The sequence below is a fragment of the Ruegeria sp. CDSC051 genome, assembly GCF_059610665.1.
Map to the genome: position 1 here is coordinate 40266 of NZ_JBXWOC010000012.1, position 20392 is coordinate 60657.

The window sequence follows — 20392 nt, forward strand, 5'->3', positions numbered from 1 at the left end:
TAAAGCGAACAGTAGGGGCTAATGTGAGGTTGCGCAAATGAACTTGTTCACATTCGGCAAATATCTGTTCAATTCGGAAACTATTTGCGTCTGCAGGCTTGATTGCGGTAAATTCAGGCTGTTGAATTTACGAGAATTTCGTAAAGACCGGGTCAGTGATCCGCAGCAGGGGCAGGTTCCATAGAACGCACGATTTTCCGTTTTATCTGGAAATATTCAAAGCGCGACCAGCTGATTTTGCTGGCCGTAACCACGTCTTTGTTTCCGCTGCTTTACCTGACGCTGGAACTGCCCAAGCGCATCATCAATGACGCGATCGGGGCTGCGACCCCTGTTGTTGATGTGCTGGGCTACAGCCTGTCGCAAACGAATTTTCTGATCATATTATGCATTGGGTTTCTGCTCGCCGTTCTGGCGCATGGTTTGATGAAAATGCGCATCAACACCATGAAAGGCGTCCTGAGCGAACGGATGCTGCGCCGATTCCGGTATCAGATGATCAGCCGCGCCTTGAGATTTCCGCAACCCTATTTCGAACGGGTCAGCCAAGGCGAAATGGTGTCGATGATCACCGCTGAAAGCGAGCCGATGGGTGGGCTGATGGGCGATGCGATCAGCCAGCCGGTATTGCAGGCGGGACAGATGATCACGATCCTGTCCTTCCTGTTCCTACAGAGCTTTTGGTTCGGGCTTGCTGCCGTTTCCCTGATCCCGTTACAGGCCTGGTTGATCCCAAAGCTGCAGCGCCAGATCAATCTGTTGAACAAAAGCCGCATCCAGGAAGTGCGCGTGCTGGCTGCACAGATTGGTGAAAACGCAGCAGGTGCGTCAACGCTGCGGGCAAATGGTGGCTGGCGGTATCGCCGGGCCATGATCTCGGATCAGCTGGGCCGGTTGTTTGAAATCCGCTTCGATATCTACCAGAAAAAGTTCTTTATGAAGTTCATCAACAACTTCATTTCGCAGCTTACCCCATTCCTGTTCTATCTGGTTGGCGGCATTCTGGTCTTGCAGGGCTCGGTCTCGTTGGGTGCGTTGGTTGCGGCTTTGGCGGCTTACAAGGATCTCAGTTCGCCTTGGAAAGAGTTGCTGACCTATTACAATCAGACACAAGATATGTCCTTGCGCTGGGATGTTGTGATCGAACGCTTTGCGCCCTCTGGAATGCAGGACGAAAGCCTGTTCGAGGGCGAGCCCGACAAACATCCCAGGCTGGACGGGGATATTGTTTTGAAACATGCGTCTGTTCGTGACATGGACGGGAATCTGGTTCTGGACGACCTCGATCTGACATTCCCAGGCGGTAAAACCATCGGAATCGCTGCGCCCAGCGAAGAAGACCGGCGTGCGGTTTCGGAATTGCTGACCCGAGAGATTCTGCCCAGTTCCGGCAGGGTAACGGTCGGGCAGGAAGATTTGTCAAAGCTGCATCAGGGGGTCATTGCTGCGCGGATCGGTTTTGCCTCATCGCGACCGGTTATGTTTCAGGGAACTTTGGGCGACAATGTGATGATGCCGATGCGTCTTCGTCCTCTGTCGACAGAATCAGACGACCCCGGCTTTGCTGAAACAAGACGAGCGGGCAACAGTACCGACCCGTTTAGAGTTGATTGGCTGGACCCGTCGCTGGCTGGTTTGAACACCGTGGAAGACCTGCGCGACTGGTGGTTACAACTGATCGACGGTCTAGGTTCGGGCGCTGCCCTGTTTCAGCGCGGTGCTGAACAGACATTCGAAGCCAACGAGCACCCCGAGTTGGTCAGAAAACTGGTTGAACTACGGCCCAAAGTTCAGGAGGCGGTGGTCAAGGCTGGGCTGCAACAGCAGGCTCTGATCTTTGACCGCAATGCATATAATGCGGCCTTGCCGGTCGCGGAAAACCTGCTTTTCGCGACTCCCTGCGTTCCGGTCACTCAGGAAATACTGACCCGACAGGGCGTGTTTTTGGGGCAGCTGCGCGAGCTGGGCTTGGACGAAACCCTGGTCAGCCTGACGCGCGATGTCATTGATATGTTGCGCCAGATCTTTGGGTTGGACGGCACGGACCACCCGTTGTTCCGCAAGCTTGGCCTGCAGGCCGAAGTCTACGAAGCTGCCGTCGAACTGGTAGAGCGCACCCGAAACGAAGGTGTCAGCGGTCTGGATGATGGGCAACTGGCCAACCTTCTGGCGGTTCCGTTTGTCATCTCGGCTGAACAGATTGGCCCCGCGTTTACGGATGAATTGAAAAACCGCATACTTGAATTGCGGCAAAGCCACTCCGAAAAGCTGCTGCAACATCTGAATGATGTCTTCGTGCCGCTGAAGGAAACCGAGTTTGCCCCCGGTCTGACCGTGATGGAGAACGCTTTGTTCGGTAAGGTCAGCCAGATCGGCGGCGCGCGATCCGATGAGGTCCGTAAGCTGATCGTTGATGTCCTTTCTGAAAACGGAGCCCGACCTTTGGTGGTCGAGCTGATTTACGATGTACCGGTCTCGCTGGGCGGGCAGAACCTGCCTGCGGTTTTCGCCGAACCTTTGGCCTTTACGCGGGCTACGATCAAGAAACCCGACATTCTGATCCTTGATAATGCCTTGGCAAGCTATGACATGGAAACTCAGATTGCGGTCTATAAGAACCTGCGCGCCCTATTGCCAAATGCGACGGTGATTTATCTGAACGATCAGTACGAAAACCCTGACGTATTCGACATGTTCATAGAAATAAGGCAAGGTCGTGTGGTTTCAGACGAAGGACCCGCCGACGTGGAAGAAGATAGCGCAGCATCAGCCGATTTGGCGCGCAAGCTTCGTGCGCTGGAACAGACGCCGCTGTTTTCCGGTCTTGACCGCAGGCAGCTGCGCCTTCTGGCATTTGGTGCGCGCTGGTTCCAGGCTCAACCGGGAGAGGTGGTGTTCCTGAAAGACGACCAGCCCACCGATGGGGCCTATGTCGTTTTGGAAGGCGAGGCAGGCCTGTATTTGCCGCAACCAGAAGGTCCCGATCAACTGATCGCAACGGTTGGCTCCGGCGCATTGGTCGGAGAGTTGGGGTTGATCCGAAAGGAACCCCGCGCCCTGAGCATGATCGCGGAAACCGACCTGTCTTGTCTTCGTATCGGTGAGGAAGAATTCCTGGCCGTGGTCGAAAACGATGCCGCAACCGCTTTCAAGCTGATGCAGGTGATCGCCGGCTATGTTTCGAACTAGGGGTTGGCTTCAGGTTTGCAGAACAGGTCGTATAGCAGCTGGATGACTTTCGCTGTATTTCCGTCCTGCAGGGAATAGTAGATGGTTTTGCCATCGCGCCGTGTCGACACCAGCTGTTCTTCTCGTAGGCGTGCCAACATCTGACTGACTGCGGCCTGCCGGATTTGCAGCAGTTTTTCCAGCTCACCAACCGATTTCTCGCCATCACCCAGATGGCACAAAATCATCAGGCGGCCTTCATGCGCCAGCGTCTTAAGGTACGCGGCGGCACGTGCTGCACTTTCCTGCATGCCGGGCGGAGTTTCGTCCGAATTCAGTGTTTCGTGGTCTTGAACTGTCACGTGCGTATTGGTTCCAAACTTGGCTTTGGCGCAATATGACTCAGAATTTCAGTACTTGTCACCCCTTTGCAGCAGGGGCACCGCCCTGAAAGGCGTTGCCGTTGGCATAGTCGCAAGGTTCTTCCTGCATCTGAAGGTGCAACCCATCGCCGGTATAGGGGTGTGAGCGGGCCAGATCTTCGTCCACTTCGATCCCCAACCCTGGCGCATTCGGTGCCACGACAAAGCCATTTTCAACGCGCAGTGAACCTTTGATCAAAGCGTCGTGATACGGCGTATCAATGGTTTCCAGCAACAGCAGATTTGGGATTGAGGCTGCCAGATGGATATTGGCGGCCCATTCAACTGGACCAGCATAGAGATGCGGAGCCATCTGGGCGTTGAATATCTCGGCCATGGCTGCGACTTTCTTCATCTCCCATATCCCACCTGCACGCCCAAGGGCGGGTTGCAGGATTTCTGCAGCACCTGCGCGCAAAACTGCACCGAATTCGGCTTTGGTGGTCATGCGTTCCCCGGTTGCCACGGGTATTCGCACGTTGCGAGCGACGCGGGCCATGTCTTCGATCATGTCAGGTGGGGTAGGTTCTTCGAACCAAAGCGGTGAATAGGGTTCCAGCGCCTGACCCAGCCGGATTGCGCCTGCGGTGTTGAACTGACCGTGGGTGCCAAACAACAGGTCGGCCCTGTCGCCGACCGCTTCACGGATCGCTTTGCAAAAGGCAACTGACATCGAGATGTCGGACATAGCAGGCATATGCCCGCCACGGATCGTGTAGGGACCAGCGGGATCAAATTTTACTGCCGTGAAGCCTCGGCTCACCATTTCAGCTGCACATTCCGCGGCCTGGTCGGGCGAAGTCCAAAAGTCGGCCAGGTCATGCCGGGGCAGGGGGTAAAGGTAGGTGTAGGCCCGGATGCGTTGATTAACCAGCCCACCCAAAAGCGCATAAACCGGACGGTCGCGATCTTTACCCAGAATGTCCCAACACGCGATTTCCAACCCTGAAAACGCACCCATTACGGTCAGGTCGGGGCGCTGGGTAAAGCCGCTGGAATAGACGCGGCGGAACATAAGCTCGATATTCTCGGGGTTCTCGCCGAGCATATGCCGTTCAAAGACATCCCGGATTACGTGACACATAGCTTCAGGTCCAATGGATGAGGCATAGCATTCGCCCCAACCGGTGACGCCTGTGTCGGTAGTAACCTTTACCAGTATCCAGTACCGGCCACCCCAACCCGGAGCAGGGGGGGCCGTGACAATGATATCGAGATCCTGCAGTTTCATAGGATATACTCCAGCCGGGGCTGCTTAGGCCCTGTCAAACATGATGACGTTTCGTTTGGCCGATCCGGTTTTGGTATCCGCAATCGCCTCGTTGATTTGCGACAAGGGCCAGCGGCCCGAGATCAGTTCATCCAGCCTCAGCCGCCCCTGTTCATAGAGGTCGATCATCCAGGGAATATCACGTTGGATCACCACATCCCCCATCTTTGACCCGATCAGCCCCTGACCAAGTGCGGCCAGGACAACAGGTTCATAGCTTGCCATGTCGCCGGAATGGGGCATCCCGATCATGATGGCCTTACCGCCTCGGCCAAGATAGCGAACGGCCTGGTCATAGGCCGGGATTGCACCGACTGTGATCAGCACGGCATCGGCCCCTCGACCGCCAAGTGCGCGGTAAGCTGCCTTCCATGGTGCGTCCAAAGTGGCCAGAACGCCGTGGGTTGCACCAAATTCCTTTGCAATGGCCAGTTTGTCCTCGGTCATGTCGACAGCAACGATACGCCGGGCACCCGCAATCCGTGCGCCTTGTATGGCGTTCAGGCCAACGCCTCCGGCCCCGATCACGACGACATCCTGACCCGGGCGCAGACCGGCTGCATTCACGGCAGCGCCCACACCGGTGATCACCCCGCAAGACAGCAGACTGGCCACATCCTTCGGCATGTCCTCGGGGATTTTCACGATCTGCCGGTGGCTGACCACGACTTTTTCGGCAAAAGCCCCGCACGCCATTGCTTGCTCCAGCGGGCCCCCGTCAGCGGTGCGCAACGGACCTTTTACAGTGTCGTGGGGTGTTTCACATAAGGTTGGCTTGCCACCCGCGCAGGAGGGGCAGGAACCGCATGCACGGATCAGCGTCACCACGACGGAATCGCCAACCTCGAACCCTTCGGTCATGCCGCCCGTTGCGGTGATCACACCCGCGGCCTCATGGCCATATACAGCGGGCAGGAATCCACCCCAGGCGCCGCTGGCGAAAGAAATGTCGGAATGGCAGATCGCAACCGCATCTAGGGTGACCTCGACTTCGCCGGCGGCGGGCGGGGCGATCAGCACGTCTTCTATGACCAGGGGTTTGTCGAATGCCCGACATATGGCCGCCTTGATGGATTGCATGATGTCCTCGTATTCGGTTTTAATCACGGTGGCGCGGTTCGGAATGACCTGCAAGGCCGAAACGGTCATCGTCATGTCGTTGTTATGCAGAAATGGGGCGAGATCTGTAAAAGAGGATAAGGCCGACAATCATAAGGCACATGGCCAGAAGAAACGGCGCGCCGGGAAAATAGATGGCGGTGCCGGGCTTTGCGAACCAGGCAAATACGCTGCTCATGACCAGAGGGGAAATCACCATGGAAAGCGCGTGCAGTGAAGTTAGCACGCCCTGAAGCTCTCCTTGTTGCGAATCTGGTGTTGCGCGCGAGGCCAGAGCCTGGATTGCCGGGGTTGCGACTGCGCCGATAGCCGTGATCGGGATCAGCATCAGCGCGATTATTCCATTGGTCAGAAAAGCCAGAAGCAAAAAGCTGACAATCTCGAACACCATCCCGAGAAGGATTGTTACGCGTTCGCCGAGATAACGTGTGGCAGGGCGTATCAATCCGCCCTGAACCGCGGCCATTCCAATTCCGTAAAGACCCAGCGACACACCAATCATCTGGGGTGACCATCCAAAACGCTCGGCGGTGAAATAGGCCCAAATGGCCGGATAGACATAGATTGAGACAGAATAGAGGAAATAGACCCACAACATCGGACGGATCCCCGGCAGCGCCGCGATGGCACGCAGTGAATTCACGGGGTTAGCGCGGCGCAGGCTGAACGGGCGCCGGTTCTTATCGGTCACCGTTTCAGGCATCACTATCAAACCGACGCCGAATGTTATCGCCGAAAGCGCTGCGGCAGCCCAGAAGGGCGCACGGGTTCCATATTCGCTGAGCAATCCGCCGATGACCGGACCCAGGACAAAGCCAACCCCGAATGCCGCCCCTAACAGACCGAAATTCGCAGCTTTTTCGTGGGGTTTCGACACATCCGCCATGAACGCCGCGGCGGTGGAATGAGTTGCGGCTGTGATCCCGCCGACGATCCGACCGGCAAGTAATAGCCAGATACTGCCAGCAAGCGCCATGACCACATAGTCCAACGACATAACAAACAGAGATACCAACAATACCCCCCTGCGCCCGAAAGCGTCAGACAGGTTGCCCAGGATCGGTCCAAAGATAAATTGCATCGCTGCAAAAGCGGTGCTTAGGACGCCGCCCCAGATCGCCGCGCTGGCCAGCGTACCACCCTGAACATCAATAATGAGCTCGGGCATAATGGGCAGCACAAGGCCAATCCCCATTGCATCAATCATGACAGTGGCAAGAACAAACAGAAAAGGTAAGCGCATGGGAACCGACAAAGAAAGTTTCGGGCACCCTATCGGGGGTCAGGTTCAGAGGAAAGCCGCAAGATTTCGCAGATCAGTCAAGAGTATCAAAGCCCTGCGCGATGTCGTCCAATAGATCGGCCAGTTTTTCAGGGTGCGAAAAGAATGGCGAATGAGAGCTTTGGATGGAATGGCGCATTCCCTCGGGCATGCTGAGGCTCATGATGTGCTGGTATTCAGGCGGGATGGTATTGTCGTCGAGTGTTCGGATATATGCTTTGGGCATATCCTGAAAATGTGCTGTCAGGGTAAGCCGTGTCTCCTGAGGTGCAATGGCCTGCGGGCAAAGCCGAGCCAGCGCATAAAGCAGGACCTCTTCCGGGCAGTCGTGGTAAAACAAGGCCTTCACGCTATCGGGTTTGACCGTATAGGACAGCCCGTCAGTCGATTTTTCGACGGCATCAACTATTGTTTGCCGCGGTGATTTCCGGCGCATCTCGACCATCGACAATCCGTTCTCGGGGACGTAGGCGGACAGGAAAACAAGTCCGCGCATCGCATCCGGTCTCAATTCGGCGGCGGCACTAATGGGGTATCCCCCCCAAGAATGGCCGACGATGATCGTATCCGATCTGCTCGCAGCCAGAACGGCGTTCCGGCAACTGTCCAGGGTCACCTGGTCGATCGACGTCGGGTCAGATCCGTGGCTGGGCATATCAATTGCGCGGACCGAATGGCCGCGTGTTTCAAGTGCTGGGATCAAATCTCTCCAACACCAGGCACCATGGCATGAGCCATGGACCAACAGAAAATCCGCCAAAGCAATGCTCCTTCAGATATGACCGATGCCAGTCAAAAAGTCTTTTAGTAGCGCCGCGTATTCAATGGGTTGTTCGACGCAGGGCAGATGGCCCGCTTTGCGTATCAATTCGAAACGGGCACCGGGAATAAGATCAATGGTTTCTTTTACTAGATCCGGCGGGGTAGAGCCATCCTCGCTGCCCGCAATGCCCAAAGTCGGCAAACGCAGGCCACTTGTCGGCGTGTAAAAATCGGTTCCGGAAATGGCGGCGCAACATCCCAGATAACCTTCAACAGGTTGCCGCACCATCATGTTGCGCCATAGCAGGTGCTGGGGCGACGCGTGGAAAGCCCGCGAGAACCAGCGCTCCATAGTTGAGTCGGCTAACATTTCGATGCCGCCGATCCGGACGGCTTCTATACGGTCCGCCCAAATCGCCGGGGTGGCTATTTTGGCCGCTGTATTTGACAGAACCAGCCCGCGAATCAAATCCAGGCGTTTGACGGCCAGACCCTGCGCGATCATCCCGCCGATGGACAGACCTACAAAAACGCAATCTCGGACCTTTAGGTGATCCAGAAGGCCTTCGGCATCGCGGATCAGCGCCCCCATCGAATAGGGCGCCTGAGGCGCCGAGGACAGGCCATGCCCGCGTTTGTCATATCGAATGACTCGCAGCCCATCAGGCAGGTATGGCAGCATCGCGTCCCACAGGCGCAGATCAGTGCCCAGCGAGTTCGCGAACACGATCGGCGCGCCTTGTGGGTCGCCGTCGATCCGGTAATGAAGCTGTACATCCCCAAGGTCAGCTATCTGCATAAAAATCCTCTGTCTTTGCATGCTGAACTGACACGCTGCCGGAACCGACGGCGGTTGTCAGGTCAGGAACTCCATAGCTTTGGCAAAGACGTCCGGGTCCGCATTGCCACCCGATGCGACAATGATAACGGCGTCTCCTTGAATTTCGGACCTGCGAAACAACGCTGCGGCCAGGGAAACCGCACCGCCCGGTTCCAGCACGATCTTCAGGCGCAGAAAGGCCAAAGCCATGGCGCGCATCGCCTCTTCTTCGGTCACAGACAGGCCGGGACCGCACAGCCGTTGCAGGATCGGAAAGGTGATGTCGCCGGGTTGCGGGGTCAGAATGGCGTCGCAGATATTGCCAGATGCGGCCGCGTTGTTCTGTATCCGTCCCAGCGCTAATGAGCGTTTGACGTCGTCAAACCCTTCGGGCTCGCAGGGGCGAGCGCGCAGACCGGGTGCGTGCCCTTCGAGCGCAAGCGCAATACCCGAGGTCAACCCCCCGCCGCCGCAACAGACCAGCACATCGGCCTGTTCCACACCCAGAGCAGCAGCCTGACGCGCGATTTCCAGCCCGGTTGTGCCTTGTCCGGCGATCACCAGCGGCTCATCATAGGGGCGGATCAAGGTCAGGCCGCGCTCGGATGCCAGGGCTTCGCCGATCTCTTCGCGGCTTTCATTGGCGCGGTCGTACAGAACCACCTCGGCCTCCAGCGCGCGCGTGTTGTCGATTTTGAGCTTTGGGGCATCCGACGGCATGATGATAACAGCCGAAATACCATGCTGTGCGGCGGCATAAGCCACGCCCTGAGCATGATTGCCCGAGGAATAGGCGATCACACCTTTCTTTCGGTCTGCTTCACTGAGGCCCGAAATGGCCGACCACGCCCCGCGAAACTTGAAACTGCCGGTGTGCTGCAGGCATTCCGGTTTTACCAACACGCGGCGTCCCGCGATTTCATCCAAAAACGGAGAGGTCAGGATTGGTGTTTCTCTGACGTGCCCTTGCAGACGCAGGGCTGCGGCTTCGATCATTTCAAGTGTGCTCATGCCGCGTCCAGTACTTTGCGAATAACGCCCAATGATTGAGCTTCGTCCAGAAACGGCACGTGTCCGCGATCGGGCACGGTAGCCGAGATCAACCCCGGATGCCGGTTCTGCATCTCGGCCAATGTCTGCGCGCTCAGAAGATCGGAATTTTCACCGCGAATGACACCCGTTGGGATGTCGTGCAGGGCCTCGAAGAACATCCACATATCCGGGATTGCCCCGGCTGCGGCCTGTTCCAGCAGCGCTGTGCGCAGGGCCGGATCATAGCGCAGGGTCAAACCTTCTGTCGTTTCCTGATTTTGAAATTCAGCCATCTGCCGCCATCTTTCCAGTGAAATCCCTGGAAACTGCGGGCCCATCATGTGCTGAAGCGCCTGCGCGGCCTCGTCATAGGTTTTCGAGACCGGTTGCTTGCCGACATATTCCATTATTTTGGCGATGCCCGATGGGTTAAAGACCGGACCAACATCATTGAGCACAACAGCCGCCAGCCGCTTTGGGTGGGTGGTGGCCAAGGTCATCGCGATCAGGCCTCCACGTGAGGTCCCAATCACGGCCACCTGATCCAGGCCAAGATGATCCAGCAGATCGATCACGTCCTGAGATTCGCGTAACAGGCTATAGTTCCCGTGATCCGAGTCATGCTCGGATTGCCCGCGCCCGCGATAATCCATCGCGATCATCCGCCAATCGGTCATGTGCGGGGCAAGAAATGAGAAATCCCGGCTGTTTCGGGTAAGGCCTGCCAGACACAGGACCGGCCTGCCGCTGCCGGTGTCTTCGAAATAGAGGCGTTTGCCGTCGTTGGTCGAAAAAAAGGGCATCAGAGTCCTGCAAGTTCCGGAATGGATGTCAGGTCGGACAGTACATGCGTTGGCTGCCATGGCAACCGATCCATTGGTTCGTTCGCTCGGTTGACCCAGGCGGTGACGAAACCATAGCCACTGGCCCCCGCCGCGTCCCAGCCATTTGAGCTGACGAACAAGACTTCGTCGCGCTCGCAGCCGAAGCTCTGCGCGACCAGATCATAAACCTTGGCATGCGGTTTGAAGACGCCGACGCTTTCGACCGACAGAATATCATCCAGAACGCCGCTTATCCCTGCGGATTGAACCGCACCATCCAGCATCGGCGGTGATCCGTTCGACAAGATCGCAGTCTGCATCCCGCCGGCCTTCAGGGTGGCCAGCATTTCGGGAACCTCGGGATAGGCCTGCAATTCCCAGTAGAGATCAAGCAGGCGCTGGCGTAGGGCCGGGTGCTGGTCCAGCCCCGTTGCCTCTAGTGCCCAATCCAGACCGTCTTGCGTGACGTCCCAGAAATCTGCATGTGCATCGGCCACCGCACGCAGCCAGGTGTATTGCAACTGTTTCAGGCGCCAGTGATTGGCCAGATCCGGCCATTTCTGCTGTAACGCCTCAAAGCCGGGTTCTGATGCAGCTTGCCTTGCGGCTGCGGCCACATCGAACAACGTGCCGTATGCATCAAAAATGCAGGTTGTGATCGGCATCAATTCCCCTCCGTTCATTCGGTGCAGGTTTGCAAAAGTGCTAAGGGTTTACAATGTTGCTTCATTGCCTAGGTTTGACCGCTCAATTTTCTATCGGCCGGAGGCCAAAATGACAGCGATAAAACAGGGCGACACAGTTCGCATCCACTATACCGGTACGTTGCAGGACGGGAATGTCTTTGACAGTTCACAAGGGCGCGATCCACTGGAATTCGAGGTGGGGTCCGGGCAGATTATTCCCGGATTGGACAGTGCAATGCCTGGTCTGGTGGCCGGGGACAAAAAACGTGTCGAGATCGCCTGCGTTGATGCTTATGGGCCGATCAATCCCGAAATGCGTCAGAGCATACCACGCGAAGGTATTCCGGACGACATCCCGCTTGAACCCGGCACCCAGTTGCAGATGCAAACGCCCGAAGGGCACGCATTGCCGGTAACTGTTGTCGAGGCTGATGAGGTGACCGTCACGCTAGACGCGAACCATCCTCTGGCCGGAAGGGACCTGATTTTCGAAATCGAAGTGGTTTCGGTGAATTGAGTTTCGTGATCTGGATCAGCCTGAAAACAGGCTGGTCCATGATGCAAAGATCTCGCGTACATGCGGCTGAGTGAAGAATACAAACAGCATCAGCAGCATTGTTAGGGTCATCAAGGCGACGCGGCCCCTAAACCCCAGAAAACCCGGTTTTCGGCGGGAAACCCGCTTGCTGCTGGCGATGATTTGCTCTGCTTTGTTCATGCAACTATCCCTGCCTGCGAAAGATGGTCAAATCTTGGCACTGACAGGGAAAGAAATGGTCACATATGGTCCGGTTGAGGCATTCCCAGAACGTGGAAGCCACCATCAACACGAATAACTTCGCCCGAGGTGCAGGCCCCCGCATCTGAAGCCAGATAAACCGCGGTGCCGCCGACAGCCTCAAGCGTGGCATTGCTGCGCATCGGTGCGTTCTGGTCGCAGAACTTGAAGGTTTTGCGGGCCCCACCGATGGCCGCACCGGCCAGAGTTTTCATCGGACCCGGAGAGATTGCGTTCACCCGGATTCCGTCAGGTCCAAGATCGTTGGCCAGATAACGGGTCGCTGATTCTAGCGCAGCTTTGGCCACACCCATTACGTTGTAGTTGGGCACAACTCGGTTAGACCCCTGATAAGTCAGCGTCAGGATCGTGCCGCCGTTTTCTTTCATCATCGGATAGGCGCGGCGGGCCACTTCGATCAGCGAATAGGCCGAAATATCCATCGAATTCTTGAAATTCGCCCGGCTGGTGTCCAGGAACCGTCCGGTTAGTTCGGACTTGTCGGAATAGGCGACGGCGTGGACCACAAAATCTATGGTGGGCCAGCGCTGGGCAAGCTCGTCAAAAGCGCGATCCAACGACTCGTCATCGGTGACGTCCGCATCGACCATGAAATCGCTGCCAAGGCTCTGCGCCAGCGGTTCCAGCCGCTTTCCGAATGCCTCGCCCTGATAGGTGAATGCCAATTCGGCGCCCGCTTCGTGCATGGCTTTTGCGATGCCCCATGCAATCGAACGGTCATTCGCCACGCCCATAACGAGGCCGCGTTTGCCTTTCATTAGATCTGACATTCCATTCACCCGTTATACTTTGAAAGAACCATGGACCCGTTCGTCCCACCAAAGCCGAAGCTGTTGGTCATGACGCTGTCCAAACCTGCATTTTCAACTAGCTGAGTTGCAATTTCTCCGGGCTGGATGCCCTCGGCAAGCGTGTCGACGTTGATCGACGGCGTTATAAAATCATGTTCCAGCATCAAAAGGCAGAAAATAGCCTCCAGCGCGCCAGCCGCACCTTGTGCGTGACCTGTCATCGACTTGGTCGAGGAAATCGGCGGCACGCTGCCCTCGCCAAAAATACGGCGCACAGCTTCGACTTCGCCGACATCTCCGACCGGGGTCGAGGTGCCATGGGCATTGATGTAGTCGACCTTGCGGCCTTCGGGCAGGGTGTCCAGCGCCAGACGCATGGCGCGTTCGCCACCTTCGCCAGAGGGGGCTACCATGTCGTGACCGTCGGAGGTTGCTGCAAAACCCGTCACTTCAGCATAGATTTTGGCGCCGCGTGCCAATGCGTGTTCCAGATCTTCCAGCACGACAATACCGCCTCCGCCGGATATCACGAACCCGTCGCGGTCTTGGTCGAATGCACGAGAAGCTTTTTCGGGCGCATCGTTGTATTTCGACGACATGGCACCCATTGCATCGAACAGACAGGACAAGGTCCAGTCCAGCTCTTCCCCGCCGCCCGCGAACATTACATCTTGTTTGCCCATCATGATCTGTTCTGCGGCATTGCCGATGCAATGCAACGAGGTCGAACAGGCCGAAGTGATCGAGTAATTGATGCCCTTGATCTTGAAGGCGGTCGCAAGGTTGGCCGAAATGGTTGAGCACATGCATTTAGGAACTGCAAACGGACCGATTCGCTTGGTTGCCCCGTTTTTCAGAACGGTCTGATGTGCGGTCAGCATGGCGCTGGTCGACGGTCCGCCCGATCCGGCGACAAGGCCGGTACGTGGGTTGGCAACCTGGTCTTCGGACAGACCGGAATCGGCAATCGCCTGGCTCATCGCGATATGCGCATAGGCCGCTCCGGGACCCATAAAGCGCAGGGTGCGCTTGTCCACATGTTCGCTAACGTCGATTTTGAGCGACCCGGCGATCTGGCTGCGAAAGCCATGTTCGACCATCTGGTCATTGGCCACGATGCCGGACTTGCCGGCCTTGAGTGAGGTCAGAACCTCTTCGGCATTGTTCCCGATGGAAGAGACAACTCCCAAGCCGGTGACAACTACTCGACGCATGTGCGTGCTCCTTATTTGGGGCCGGTCAGGCTCAGGCTTCGGACAGAACTACTTTCATGTCCTTGACATCGTAAATCATCTCACCGTCGGCTTCGACGATACCATCTGCGACACCCATAGTCAGGCGGCGGGTCTGGATCGCTTTCTTGAAGTCGATTTTATAGGTCAGCATCTTGCGGTCCGGGCGTACCATACCTGTCAGCTTGACTTCGCCCACTCCAACGGCCATGCCGCGCCCTTGCCAGCCGCGCCAGCCCAGGTTGAATCCGGTCAGCTGCCACAAACCGTCCAGGCCCAAGCAGCCGGGCATGATCGGGTTGCCGGGGAAATGGCAATCAAAGAACCAAAGGTCGGGCGTAATGTCGAATTCAGCAAGAATATGACCTTTGCCATGGGCGCCACCATCGGCCGAAATCTCGGTGATCCGATCCATCATCAACATCGGCGGGGCGGGCAACTGTGCGTTCCCGGGGCCGAATAGTTCGCCGCGGGCGCATTTCAGCAGATCGTCCTTGTCAAAGCTGCTTGGGAATTGGGCCATTCTGCGCCTCTCCTGCCAGGGGTCTTTCCATCTAATTTGGTCTCGTCTAGCACCCGTATGCAAGGTCCTGCAAGAGCAGTGACCTACATCATGTTGTGTTTACATTATTCTCTGCGAATGAAATTCATTTGAAATTACCTGACTACAGCACTTATATATACCACAGCAACAAATTGGTATTGGACTGATGACAGCAGATTGCCAGAGCATAGCCACAGGTTGGTTGGTTCACGCCGGATTGCGTCCGACGCGTCAGCGCGTAGCATTGGCAGAGCTGCTGGTCGGTGATGGCCGCCATCGCCACGTCACCGCCGAAAGCCTGTTTGAATCGGCCAAACAGAACGGAGATGCTGTTTCTCTGGCGACGGTTTACAACACGTTGCGCGCCTTTTGCGATGCCGGGGTTCTGCAAGAAATTACCGTTGACGGATCGAAAAGCTATTTCGACACCAACACGCATGATCATCCGCATTTCTATTGGGAAGATGAGGGCCGGCTCAGCGATGCTCCGTCCGAACAGCTGGTCATCCAGCGACTGCCCGACGCGCCTGAAGGGGTTGAGATCGCGTCAGTCGACGTTGTGATCCGTCTGCGTAAAAAGTAAACTTACGTCATCAGTCCGGTCAGGATGTGCTGTGCCTTTTCGCTATGCGGATCCATAGGGCCTGTTCCATGCCGTGCCACAACAACGGGTTCTGCTGCGATTTCATCTGACACAGGTATGCTGACCAACGGCATCCCGTCATAGCTGGTCTTGGCAGGAATGTTGGCATAGCTGATGGCAACGCCTTCGCCATGCGCCGCGAGGCTGCGTTGGATCTCGGGCGACGCGGCCCGATGTGCGACATTGGGGTTCTGCCCAAGTTGACGGAAGAGACTCAGGAAATGCTGCGCAGAGAGCCCCTCGTTCGATAGGATCAGGGGGTAGGCCACGACATCCTGTAATGATACCTGCGCCCGATTGGCCAAGGGGTGGCCTTTTGTCATAACCGCGATTGGTCGATTGGTGAACAAGGTGGTCGTGGAAAAGGCCGCATCCAGTGTCAGACCATAGGTCAGCGCAAGGTCGATCTCACCATTGACGAGGCCGGAAATCAGGCCCTGAAACTCGTCTACGCGATACGTGATATCAACTTCGGGCATGTTCTGTCGCAGGCTATGCAGAGCTTTTGCCAGCAGGAAAGGCGCGAGGTCGTCGAAACAGCCCAGACGCAGGCGCGTGGTTGCGGTCCCGTCTGTTCCAGAATTTTCCAAACGTGCGGCACGTGTCAGCAGGGCCTCGGCGTTTTCAATAAAGCTGCGTCCCTGCGGTGTCAGCGCCATGGCCGCTCCGCGCTTTCGGATAAACAGCGGATAGCCCAACTGGTCTTCGACCCGGGTTAGCGCATTCGACAGAGCTGGCTGCGAAACATTTAGATGCAACGCTGCAGCAGACAGGCTGCCATGCCGTCCGATGGCGCAGACATATTCATATTGGCGTAGGGTAACGTATAACATAAGGTTAACTATACATTTCAAAGATATTATTTGAATAGATGAAAATTTCATGAGCAAATTCAGGTTAAATTCGAACGGAGGCACAGATGGCTCACCCCCTGGTTACGCAAGAGATGATTGACACATACCAACAGGACGGCGTGGTTCTGATCAAAGGTTTGTTCGCCGACTACGTGGATACGCTGCGTGACGGCATCGCGGCCAATATGGCTGAACCCGGACCATATGCGTCGGACAACCAAAAACAGGGCGAAACCGGTCTGTTCTTTGATGATTACTGCAACTGGTCGCGTATCGAACAGTTCCAGAACGTGATCCACAATTCACCGGCAGCCGAGGTCGCAGCGGATCTGATGCAGTCGCAAACCGTACAAATGTTCCATGACCATGTTCTGGTGAAAGAACCAGGCACGTCGATGGCAACGCCGTGGCACCAGGATGGGCCATACTATTTCGTCGAGGGCAGTCAGACGATCAGTTTCTGGTCGCCATTGGACCCGGTGACACAGGCCACCCTTCGTTGTGTGGCAGGTTCACATAGATGGGAGAAAGAGGTTCTGCCCACGCGTTGGGTCTCGGAAGAAGGGTTTTTCGCGGATGAAGGCCAGTACATCCCCATTCCCGACCCCGATGCCGAAGGTATGAGGGTGGTTGAATTCGAAATGGAACCCGGTGACGCGGTTGCCTTCAACTACCGTACGCTGCATGGCGCGCGTGGAAACCAGTCTGACAGCCGCCGCCGTGCTTTTTCCTTGCGGTTGGTTGGGGAGGATGCGCGATATGTGGAACGTCCGGGGCGCACTTCGCCTCCGTTTCCGGGCCACGACATGCAGCCCGGGCAGCGTTTGCGGGAAGATTGGTTCCCGGTTCTGCTGCGACGCTGAACTGCCTAGAACCACTGCCCCGATTCGATGAGCCCCAGTTCCAGCAGCTGCTGGGATGACCACTGGAACCGAGCTGAGTTGCGCCAGCGGAAGCTGGGGATGTCGAAGGTCGACCCCGCGTTGCTTTTGAGCGCCTTGGCTGCGCGGAAGGAACAGATCGCCGCCGTCAGATTGTGGTGCCAGGGGCAGGAATAGGTGTTGTACTCGGGCTCATTGAACGTGTGGTCGGGCAGTAACAACAGATCATTTCGCGATTTGAACAACCCGATTCTGTCGATGCGGCGGCGTTCATAGGGGATGTGATCTTCGAACCGCCAGCGCAAACCGCCGGATATGTCCAGCTGTCTTTCCAGCGGGTGTCCTTCGGCGTTGTGTCGGGCATGTGCGTAATACCCGGTGCTGTCCAGCATGGCTTGGTCAGGGGCAACCCCGTTTGGAAACGCGCCCAGGTCATCAGCATACAGGTCGATCACATGGGTTAGCATGGCGTTCCGGCGTTCTTCGGTGTGAAAGGCCAGTAACTCGCCGATCGTGCGTGTTTCGCAGAAGGGGAAGAACAGGTATTCAGCGTTATAGCAGTAATACATCCAATGGTCAGGAGCGGCCCGGATGACCTGATTAACCGTGTCAAAGACGACGGTTCTCGGTGCGCAGGTCAGTGTCACTCTGTGGATACGCTCGGTCAGTTCAGAATCCAGCGTAAAGGCTTCGGGCATGAACACGATCAGTGATTTGAAGCCAAGGTTCAGATGGTGCCGGATGGTGCCGTCGATCTCGACATCGTCTTCGGCGAAGATCATCGCAACCGGACCTTTGGCCAACGCGGCCTTGCCGGATTGAAGGAAAGAAGTGAGACTGTCGTACTGCATTGCCTGTCCGGCCCCGTCCAACTGGAGTTTTCGGCCAAAATCGGGTAATCGCGCTGGCATTGCAAGCGGCGTTCGTTGGGTATAGATGACGCCGATCGCGCGAACGCAAAGGCCCAACCCCATGTCAGAACCCAAAAAGCTGTACATCAAGACCTATGGTTGCCAGATGAACGTCTATGACAGCGAGCGTATGGCCGAGACCCTGGGCGGGCAGGGCTATGTCGAAACCCAGAGCCCGGATGACGCGGATATGATTCTGCTGAACACCTGCCACATCCGCGAAAAAGCCGCCGAAAAGGTCTATTCCGAGCTGGGGCGTTTCAAAGGGTTGAAAGCCGAAAAACCCGATCTCAAGATCGGGGTCGCGGGCTGCGTCGCGCAGGCCGAGGGCGAAGAAATCATGCGCCGTCAGCCCCTGGTCGATCTGGTGGTGGGCCCGCAAAGCTATCACCGTCTGCCTGAGATGGAAGCCAAGACGCGCGATGGTGCCAAGGCACTGGACACGGATTTCCCCGAAGAAGACAAGTTCGAAAAGCTCAAGAATCGTCCCAAAGCCAAACGTGGCCCCACCGCTTTTCTGACCGTTCAGGAAGGCTGCGATAAATTCTGTGCCTTTTGTGTCGTGCCCTATACCCGAGGCGCCGAAGTCAGCCGTCCGGTGGACCGTATTATCCGCGAGGCACAGGATTTGGTCGAACGTGGCGTGCGTGAGATCACTCTGCTGGGTCAGAACGTCAACGCCTATCACGGTGCTGGACCGAACGGCGACATGACGCTGGCGGGACTGATCTGGGAGTTGAACAAGGTCGACGGGCTAGAGCGCATCCGTTTTACCACGTCGCACCCGAATGACATGGCTGACGACCTGATCGAGGCGCACGGCACCTGCGAAAAACTGATGCCCTATCTTCATTTACCGGTCCAGTCGGGTTCGGATCGCATTCTGAAGCGAATGAACCGCAGTCACACAGCCGAAAGCTATTTGCGTCTGATCGAGCGTATCCGCGCTGCGCGTCCGGATATTGTCATGTCTGGCGACTTCATCGTTGGGTTCCCTGAAGAAACCGACGAAGATTTTCAGGCCACCATGGATTTGGTCGAGCAGGTCAAATACGGCTATGCCTATTCGTTCAAGTATTCGACGCGCCCGGGAACGCCCGCAGCCGAGCGGTCTCAGGTTGATCCTGGGGTGGCGGATGACCGCCTACAGCGGCTGCAGGGATTGATCACGCGTCATCAGCGCGAAATTCAGGATGCCATGGTTGGACGCAAAGTCCGCGTTCTGTTCGAAAAAACCGGCCGGTTGCCGGGACAGATGGTGGGAAAATCTGAATATCTTCATTCGGTTCACGTCTCTGACGCGGATGTGGAGATTGGTGCGTTGCGGGACGTTTTGATCACCGGATCAGGTGCGAATTCTCTGGCGGGGCAGTTGCTCTGACCCGTCCTTTATCTGTGATGCGGATACCATCGCTGGTATTTGTTTCCAAGATTTACCCTTGATTTATCACTTGGAATTATGTTCCGAGAAAAGTCAGGTTTTTTCGGGGCCTAGGCTAACGCCTCCTGAAACGGCATATCAGTGCTGATCCTGGTGTCGGATCGGGATGACGGAGGGCGCGAGTGAAACTTTTGAGATTTAGTGCAGGGCCTAATATCAGGGTTGCCCTTCCCGCAATGGCCGCGTTGTTTCTGGTATTCAATTCCGCTGCCGCAGGGAATCTGGATCCGGATTTATCTGAACCGCCGGTAATATCGTCAGCACGTTATGGCAGCGATGTCAGCGCCTTCTATCTGGGCTTGACAGCCGGCTATTCGACCAGCGGCTCGGACCGCTTTGGCCTGACGACGCCTACAGATACGTTTGCTGTCGGCGAATTGGACCTCACCGGCAGTTACGGTGGTATTCGGGGCGGTTGGCGCGGTCTTCTGCCCGCAAAAGGCGGGCGTGACTACGTCTATGGGGTCGAGTTGGGCTATGATTTCGGATCTCTGGACGATGAAGTGTCGACGCAGATCGGAACCTCGGTCGTCAATGGCGGTTCAGAGATTTCGGATGTCATCTCAATTCGCTTTCGGAACGGTCTGACAAACCCAAGTGGCAGAGTGTTATACTTTATTTCCGTTGGTTACGTGCATGGCGATATAACCACGACCAGTTCGATTACATCCGGGGCAACAACCCAGTCCTTTCAGGATAAAGACAGTCGAAAAGGGTTCTCGGCCAGCATTGGCGCCGAGCACAAATTGAATGAGAACTGGTCGATCACTGGGGAATATGAATACGTCCGGTTCGATTCTGAAACCGTCGAATTTGACAACGGGTTTACGACCAAATCGACGCCCCGTTACCGTGGTTTGCGGTTTGGCCTGAACTATCAGTTCTAGGTTTGCCTGTATGGAACGTTCGCG

General features: G+C 56.4%; 21 protein-coding genes. 6 read left to right on the top strand and 15 right to left on the bottom strand.

Annotation, left to right across the window (positions count from 1 at the left end; translation table 11 throughout):
* Positions 1–192: 192 nt before the first annotated feature.
* Entirely contained in the window at positions 193–3189 is a 2997-nt protein-coding gene (locus AC2FH0_RS19865; protein ID WP_425595606.1) for an ABC transporter transmembrane domain-containing protein, read from the top strand.
* On the opposite strand, the gene AC2FH0_RS19870 is transcribed toward AC2FH0_RS19865, so the two are convergent.
* The 9 genes from AC2FH0_RS19870 to AC2FH0_RS19910 form a co-directional block, all read right to left on the bottom strand.
* Complete coding sequence (locus tag AC2FH0_RS19870) at positions 3186–3479, bottom strand: ArsR/SmtB family transcription factor (RefSeq protein WP_142639497.1); 294 nt, start codon at positions 3477–3479, stop codon at positions 3186–3188. The two genes, AC2FH0_RS19865 and AC2FH0_RS19870, sit on opposite strands and share 4 nt — an antisense overlap.
* Positions 3480–3588: 109 nt before the next feature.
* Positions 3589–4821 (bottom strand): mandelate racemase/muconate lactonizing enzyme family protein, encoded by a 1233-nt coding sequence (locus AC2FH0_RS19875; protein ID WP_496703535.1) that lies wholly within the window; start codon positions 4819–4821, stop codon positions 3589–3591.
* A 24-nt stretch (positions 4822–4845) separates the two neighbouring features.
* Complete coding sequence (locus AC2FH0_RS19880) at positions 4846–5940, bottom strand: Zn-dependent alcohol dehydrogenase (protein ID WP_496692966.1); 1095 nt, start codon at positions 5938–5940, stop codon at positions 4846–4848.
* An 82-nt stretch (positions 5941–6022) separates the two neighbouring features.
* A complete protein-coding gene (locus tag AC2FH0_RS19885) occupies positions 6023–7222 on the bottom strand; it encodes a TCR/Tet family MFS transporter (protein ID WP_496692934.1) in 1200 nt (399 codons plus the stop codon).
* A gap of 73 nt (positions 7223–7295) precedes the next feature.
* Positions 7296–8021 carry an alpha/beta fold hydrolase gene (locus tag AC2FH0_RS19890; RefSeq protein WP_496692935.1) on the bottom strand — a complete coding sequence of 242 codons (726 nt, stop codon included), beginning with the start codon at positions 8019–8021 and terminating at the stop codon, positions 7296–7298.
* A 12-nt stretch (positions 8022–8033) separates the two neighbouring features.
* Complete coding sequence (gene pcaD / locus AC2FH0_RS19895; protein WP_496692936.1) at positions 8034–8822, bottom strand: 3-oxoadipate enol-lactonase; 789 nt, start codon at positions 8820–8822, stop codon at positions 8034–8036.
* Between the two features lie 57 nt (positions 8823–8879).
* Positions 8880–9854, bottom strand: a complete 975-nt coding sequence (locus tag AC2FH0_RS19900) for a threonine ammonia-lyase (protein WP_496709927.1) — start codon at positions 9852–9854, stop codon at positions 8880–8882.
* Entirely contained in the window at positions 9851–10678 is an 828-nt protein-coding gene (locus AC2FH0_RS19905; RefSeq protein ID WP_496709928.1) for an alpha/beta fold hydrolase, read from the bottom strand. Before AC2FH0_RS19905 ends, AC2FH0_RS19900 begins: the two co-directional genes overlap by 4 nt.
* On the bottom strand, positions 10678–11364 hold the full coding sequence (locus tag AC2FH0_RS19910) for a haloacid dehalogenase type II (protein ID WP_496704095.1): 687 nt from the start codon (positions 11362–11364) through the stop codon (positions 10678–10680). The genes AC2FH0_RS19905 and AC2FH0_RS19910 overlap by 1 nt, the downstream gene beginning before the upstream one ends.
* Positions 11365–11473: 109 nt before the next feature.
* On the opposite strand from AC2FH0_RS19910, the gene AC2FH0_RS19915 reads away from it, so the two are divergent.
* The gene (locus tag AC2FH0_RS19915; RefSeq protein WP_142639411.1) at positions 11474–11902 is read left to right on the top strand and encodes an FKBP-type peptidyl-prolyl cis-trans isomerase; all 429 of its coding nucleotides are present in this window, start codon (positions 11474–11476) and stop codon (positions 11900–11902) included.
* A gap of 15 nt (positions 11903–11917) precedes the next feature.
* Here AC2FH0_RS19915 and AC2FH0_RS19920 read toward each other — a convergent pair whose 3' ends face one another.
* From AC2FH0_RS19920 to fabA, 4 genes are read right to left on the bottom strand one after another with little or no spacing between them, the layout of a single operon-like run.
* Positions 11918–12103, bottom strand: coding sequence for a hypothetical protein (locus AC2FH0_RS19920; RefSeq protein WP_142639413.1), 186 nt, complete (start codon positions 12101–12103; stop codon positions 11918–11920).
* 59 nt (positions 12104–12162) lie between these two features.
* Complete coding sequence (locus AC2FH0_RS19925) at positions 12163–12954, bottom strand: enoyl-ACP reductase FabI (protein WP_142639415.1); 792 nt, start codon at positions 12952–12954, stop codon at positions 12163–12165.
* A gap of 5 nt (positions 12955–12959) precedes the next feature.
* A complete protein-coding gene (fabB, locus tag AC2FH0_RS19930; RefSeq protein WP_496703544.1) occupies positions 12960–14189 on the bottom strand; it encodes a beta-ketoacyl-ACP synthase I in 1230 nt (409 codons plus the stop codon).
* Between the two features lie 31 nt (positions 14190–14220).
* Complete coding sequence (gene fabA / locus AC2FH0_RS19935) at positions 14221–14730, bottom strand: bifunctional 3-hydroxydecanoyl-ACP dehydratase/trans-2-decenoyl-ACP isomerase (RefSeq protein WP_142639419.1); 510 nt, start codon at positions 14728–14730, stop codon at positions 14221–14223.
* 187 nt (positions 14731–14917) lie between these two features.
* Here fabA and irrA point away from each other — a divergent pair, with 187 nt between their 5' ends.
* Entirely contained in the window at positions 14918–15334 is a 417-nt protein-coding gene (gene irrA / locus AC2FH0_RS19940) for an iron response transcriptional regulator IrrA (protein ID WP_142639421.1), read from the top strand.
* Positions 15335–15336: 2 nt separating this feature from the next.
* Here irrA and AC2FH0_RS19945 read toward each other — a convergent pair whose 3' ends face one another.
* Positions 15337–16227, bottom strand: a complete 891-nt coding sequence (locus tag AC2FH0_RS19945) for a LysR family transcriptional regulator (RefSeq protein ID WP_271951570.1) — start codon at positions 16225–16227, stop codon at positions 15337–15339.
* Between the two features lie 86 nt (positions 16228–16313).
* Between AC2FH0_RS19945 and AC2FH0_RS19950 the strand changes: the two genes are divergently transcribed.
* Positions 16314–17111, top strand: a complete 798-nt coding sequence (locus AC2FH0_RS19950) for a phytanoyl-CoA dioxygenase family protein (RefSeq protein WP_271951572.1) — start codon at positions 16314–16316, stop codon at positions 17109–17111.
* Between the two features lie 5 nt (positions 17112–17116).
* On the opposite strand, the gene AC2FH0_RS19955 is transcribed toward AC2FH0_RS19950, so the two are convergent.
* On the bottom strand, positions 17117–17980 hold the full coding sequence (locus tag AC2FH0_RS19955) for a glycosyltransferase family protein (RefSeq protein ID WP_496704114.1): 864 nt from the start codon (positions 17978–17980) through the stop codon (positions 17117–17119).
* A gap of 121 nt (positions 17981–18101) precedes the next feature.
* Between AC2FH0_RS19955 and miaB the strand changes: the two genes are divergently transcribed.
* Entirely contained in the window at positions 18102–19421 is a 1320-nt protein-coding gene (gene miaB, locus AC2FH0_RS19960; protein WP_496692944.1) for a tRNA (N6-isopentenyl adenosine(37)-C2)-methylthiotransferase MiaB, read from the top strand.
* Between the two features lie 182 nt (positions 19422–19603).
* On the top strand, positions 19604–20368 hold the full coding sequence (locus AC2FH0_RS19965; RefSeq protein ID WP_496692945.1) for an outer membrane protein: 765 nt from the start codon (positions 19604–19606) through the stop codon (positions 20366–20368).
* Positions 20369–20392: the final 24 nt, after the last annotated feature.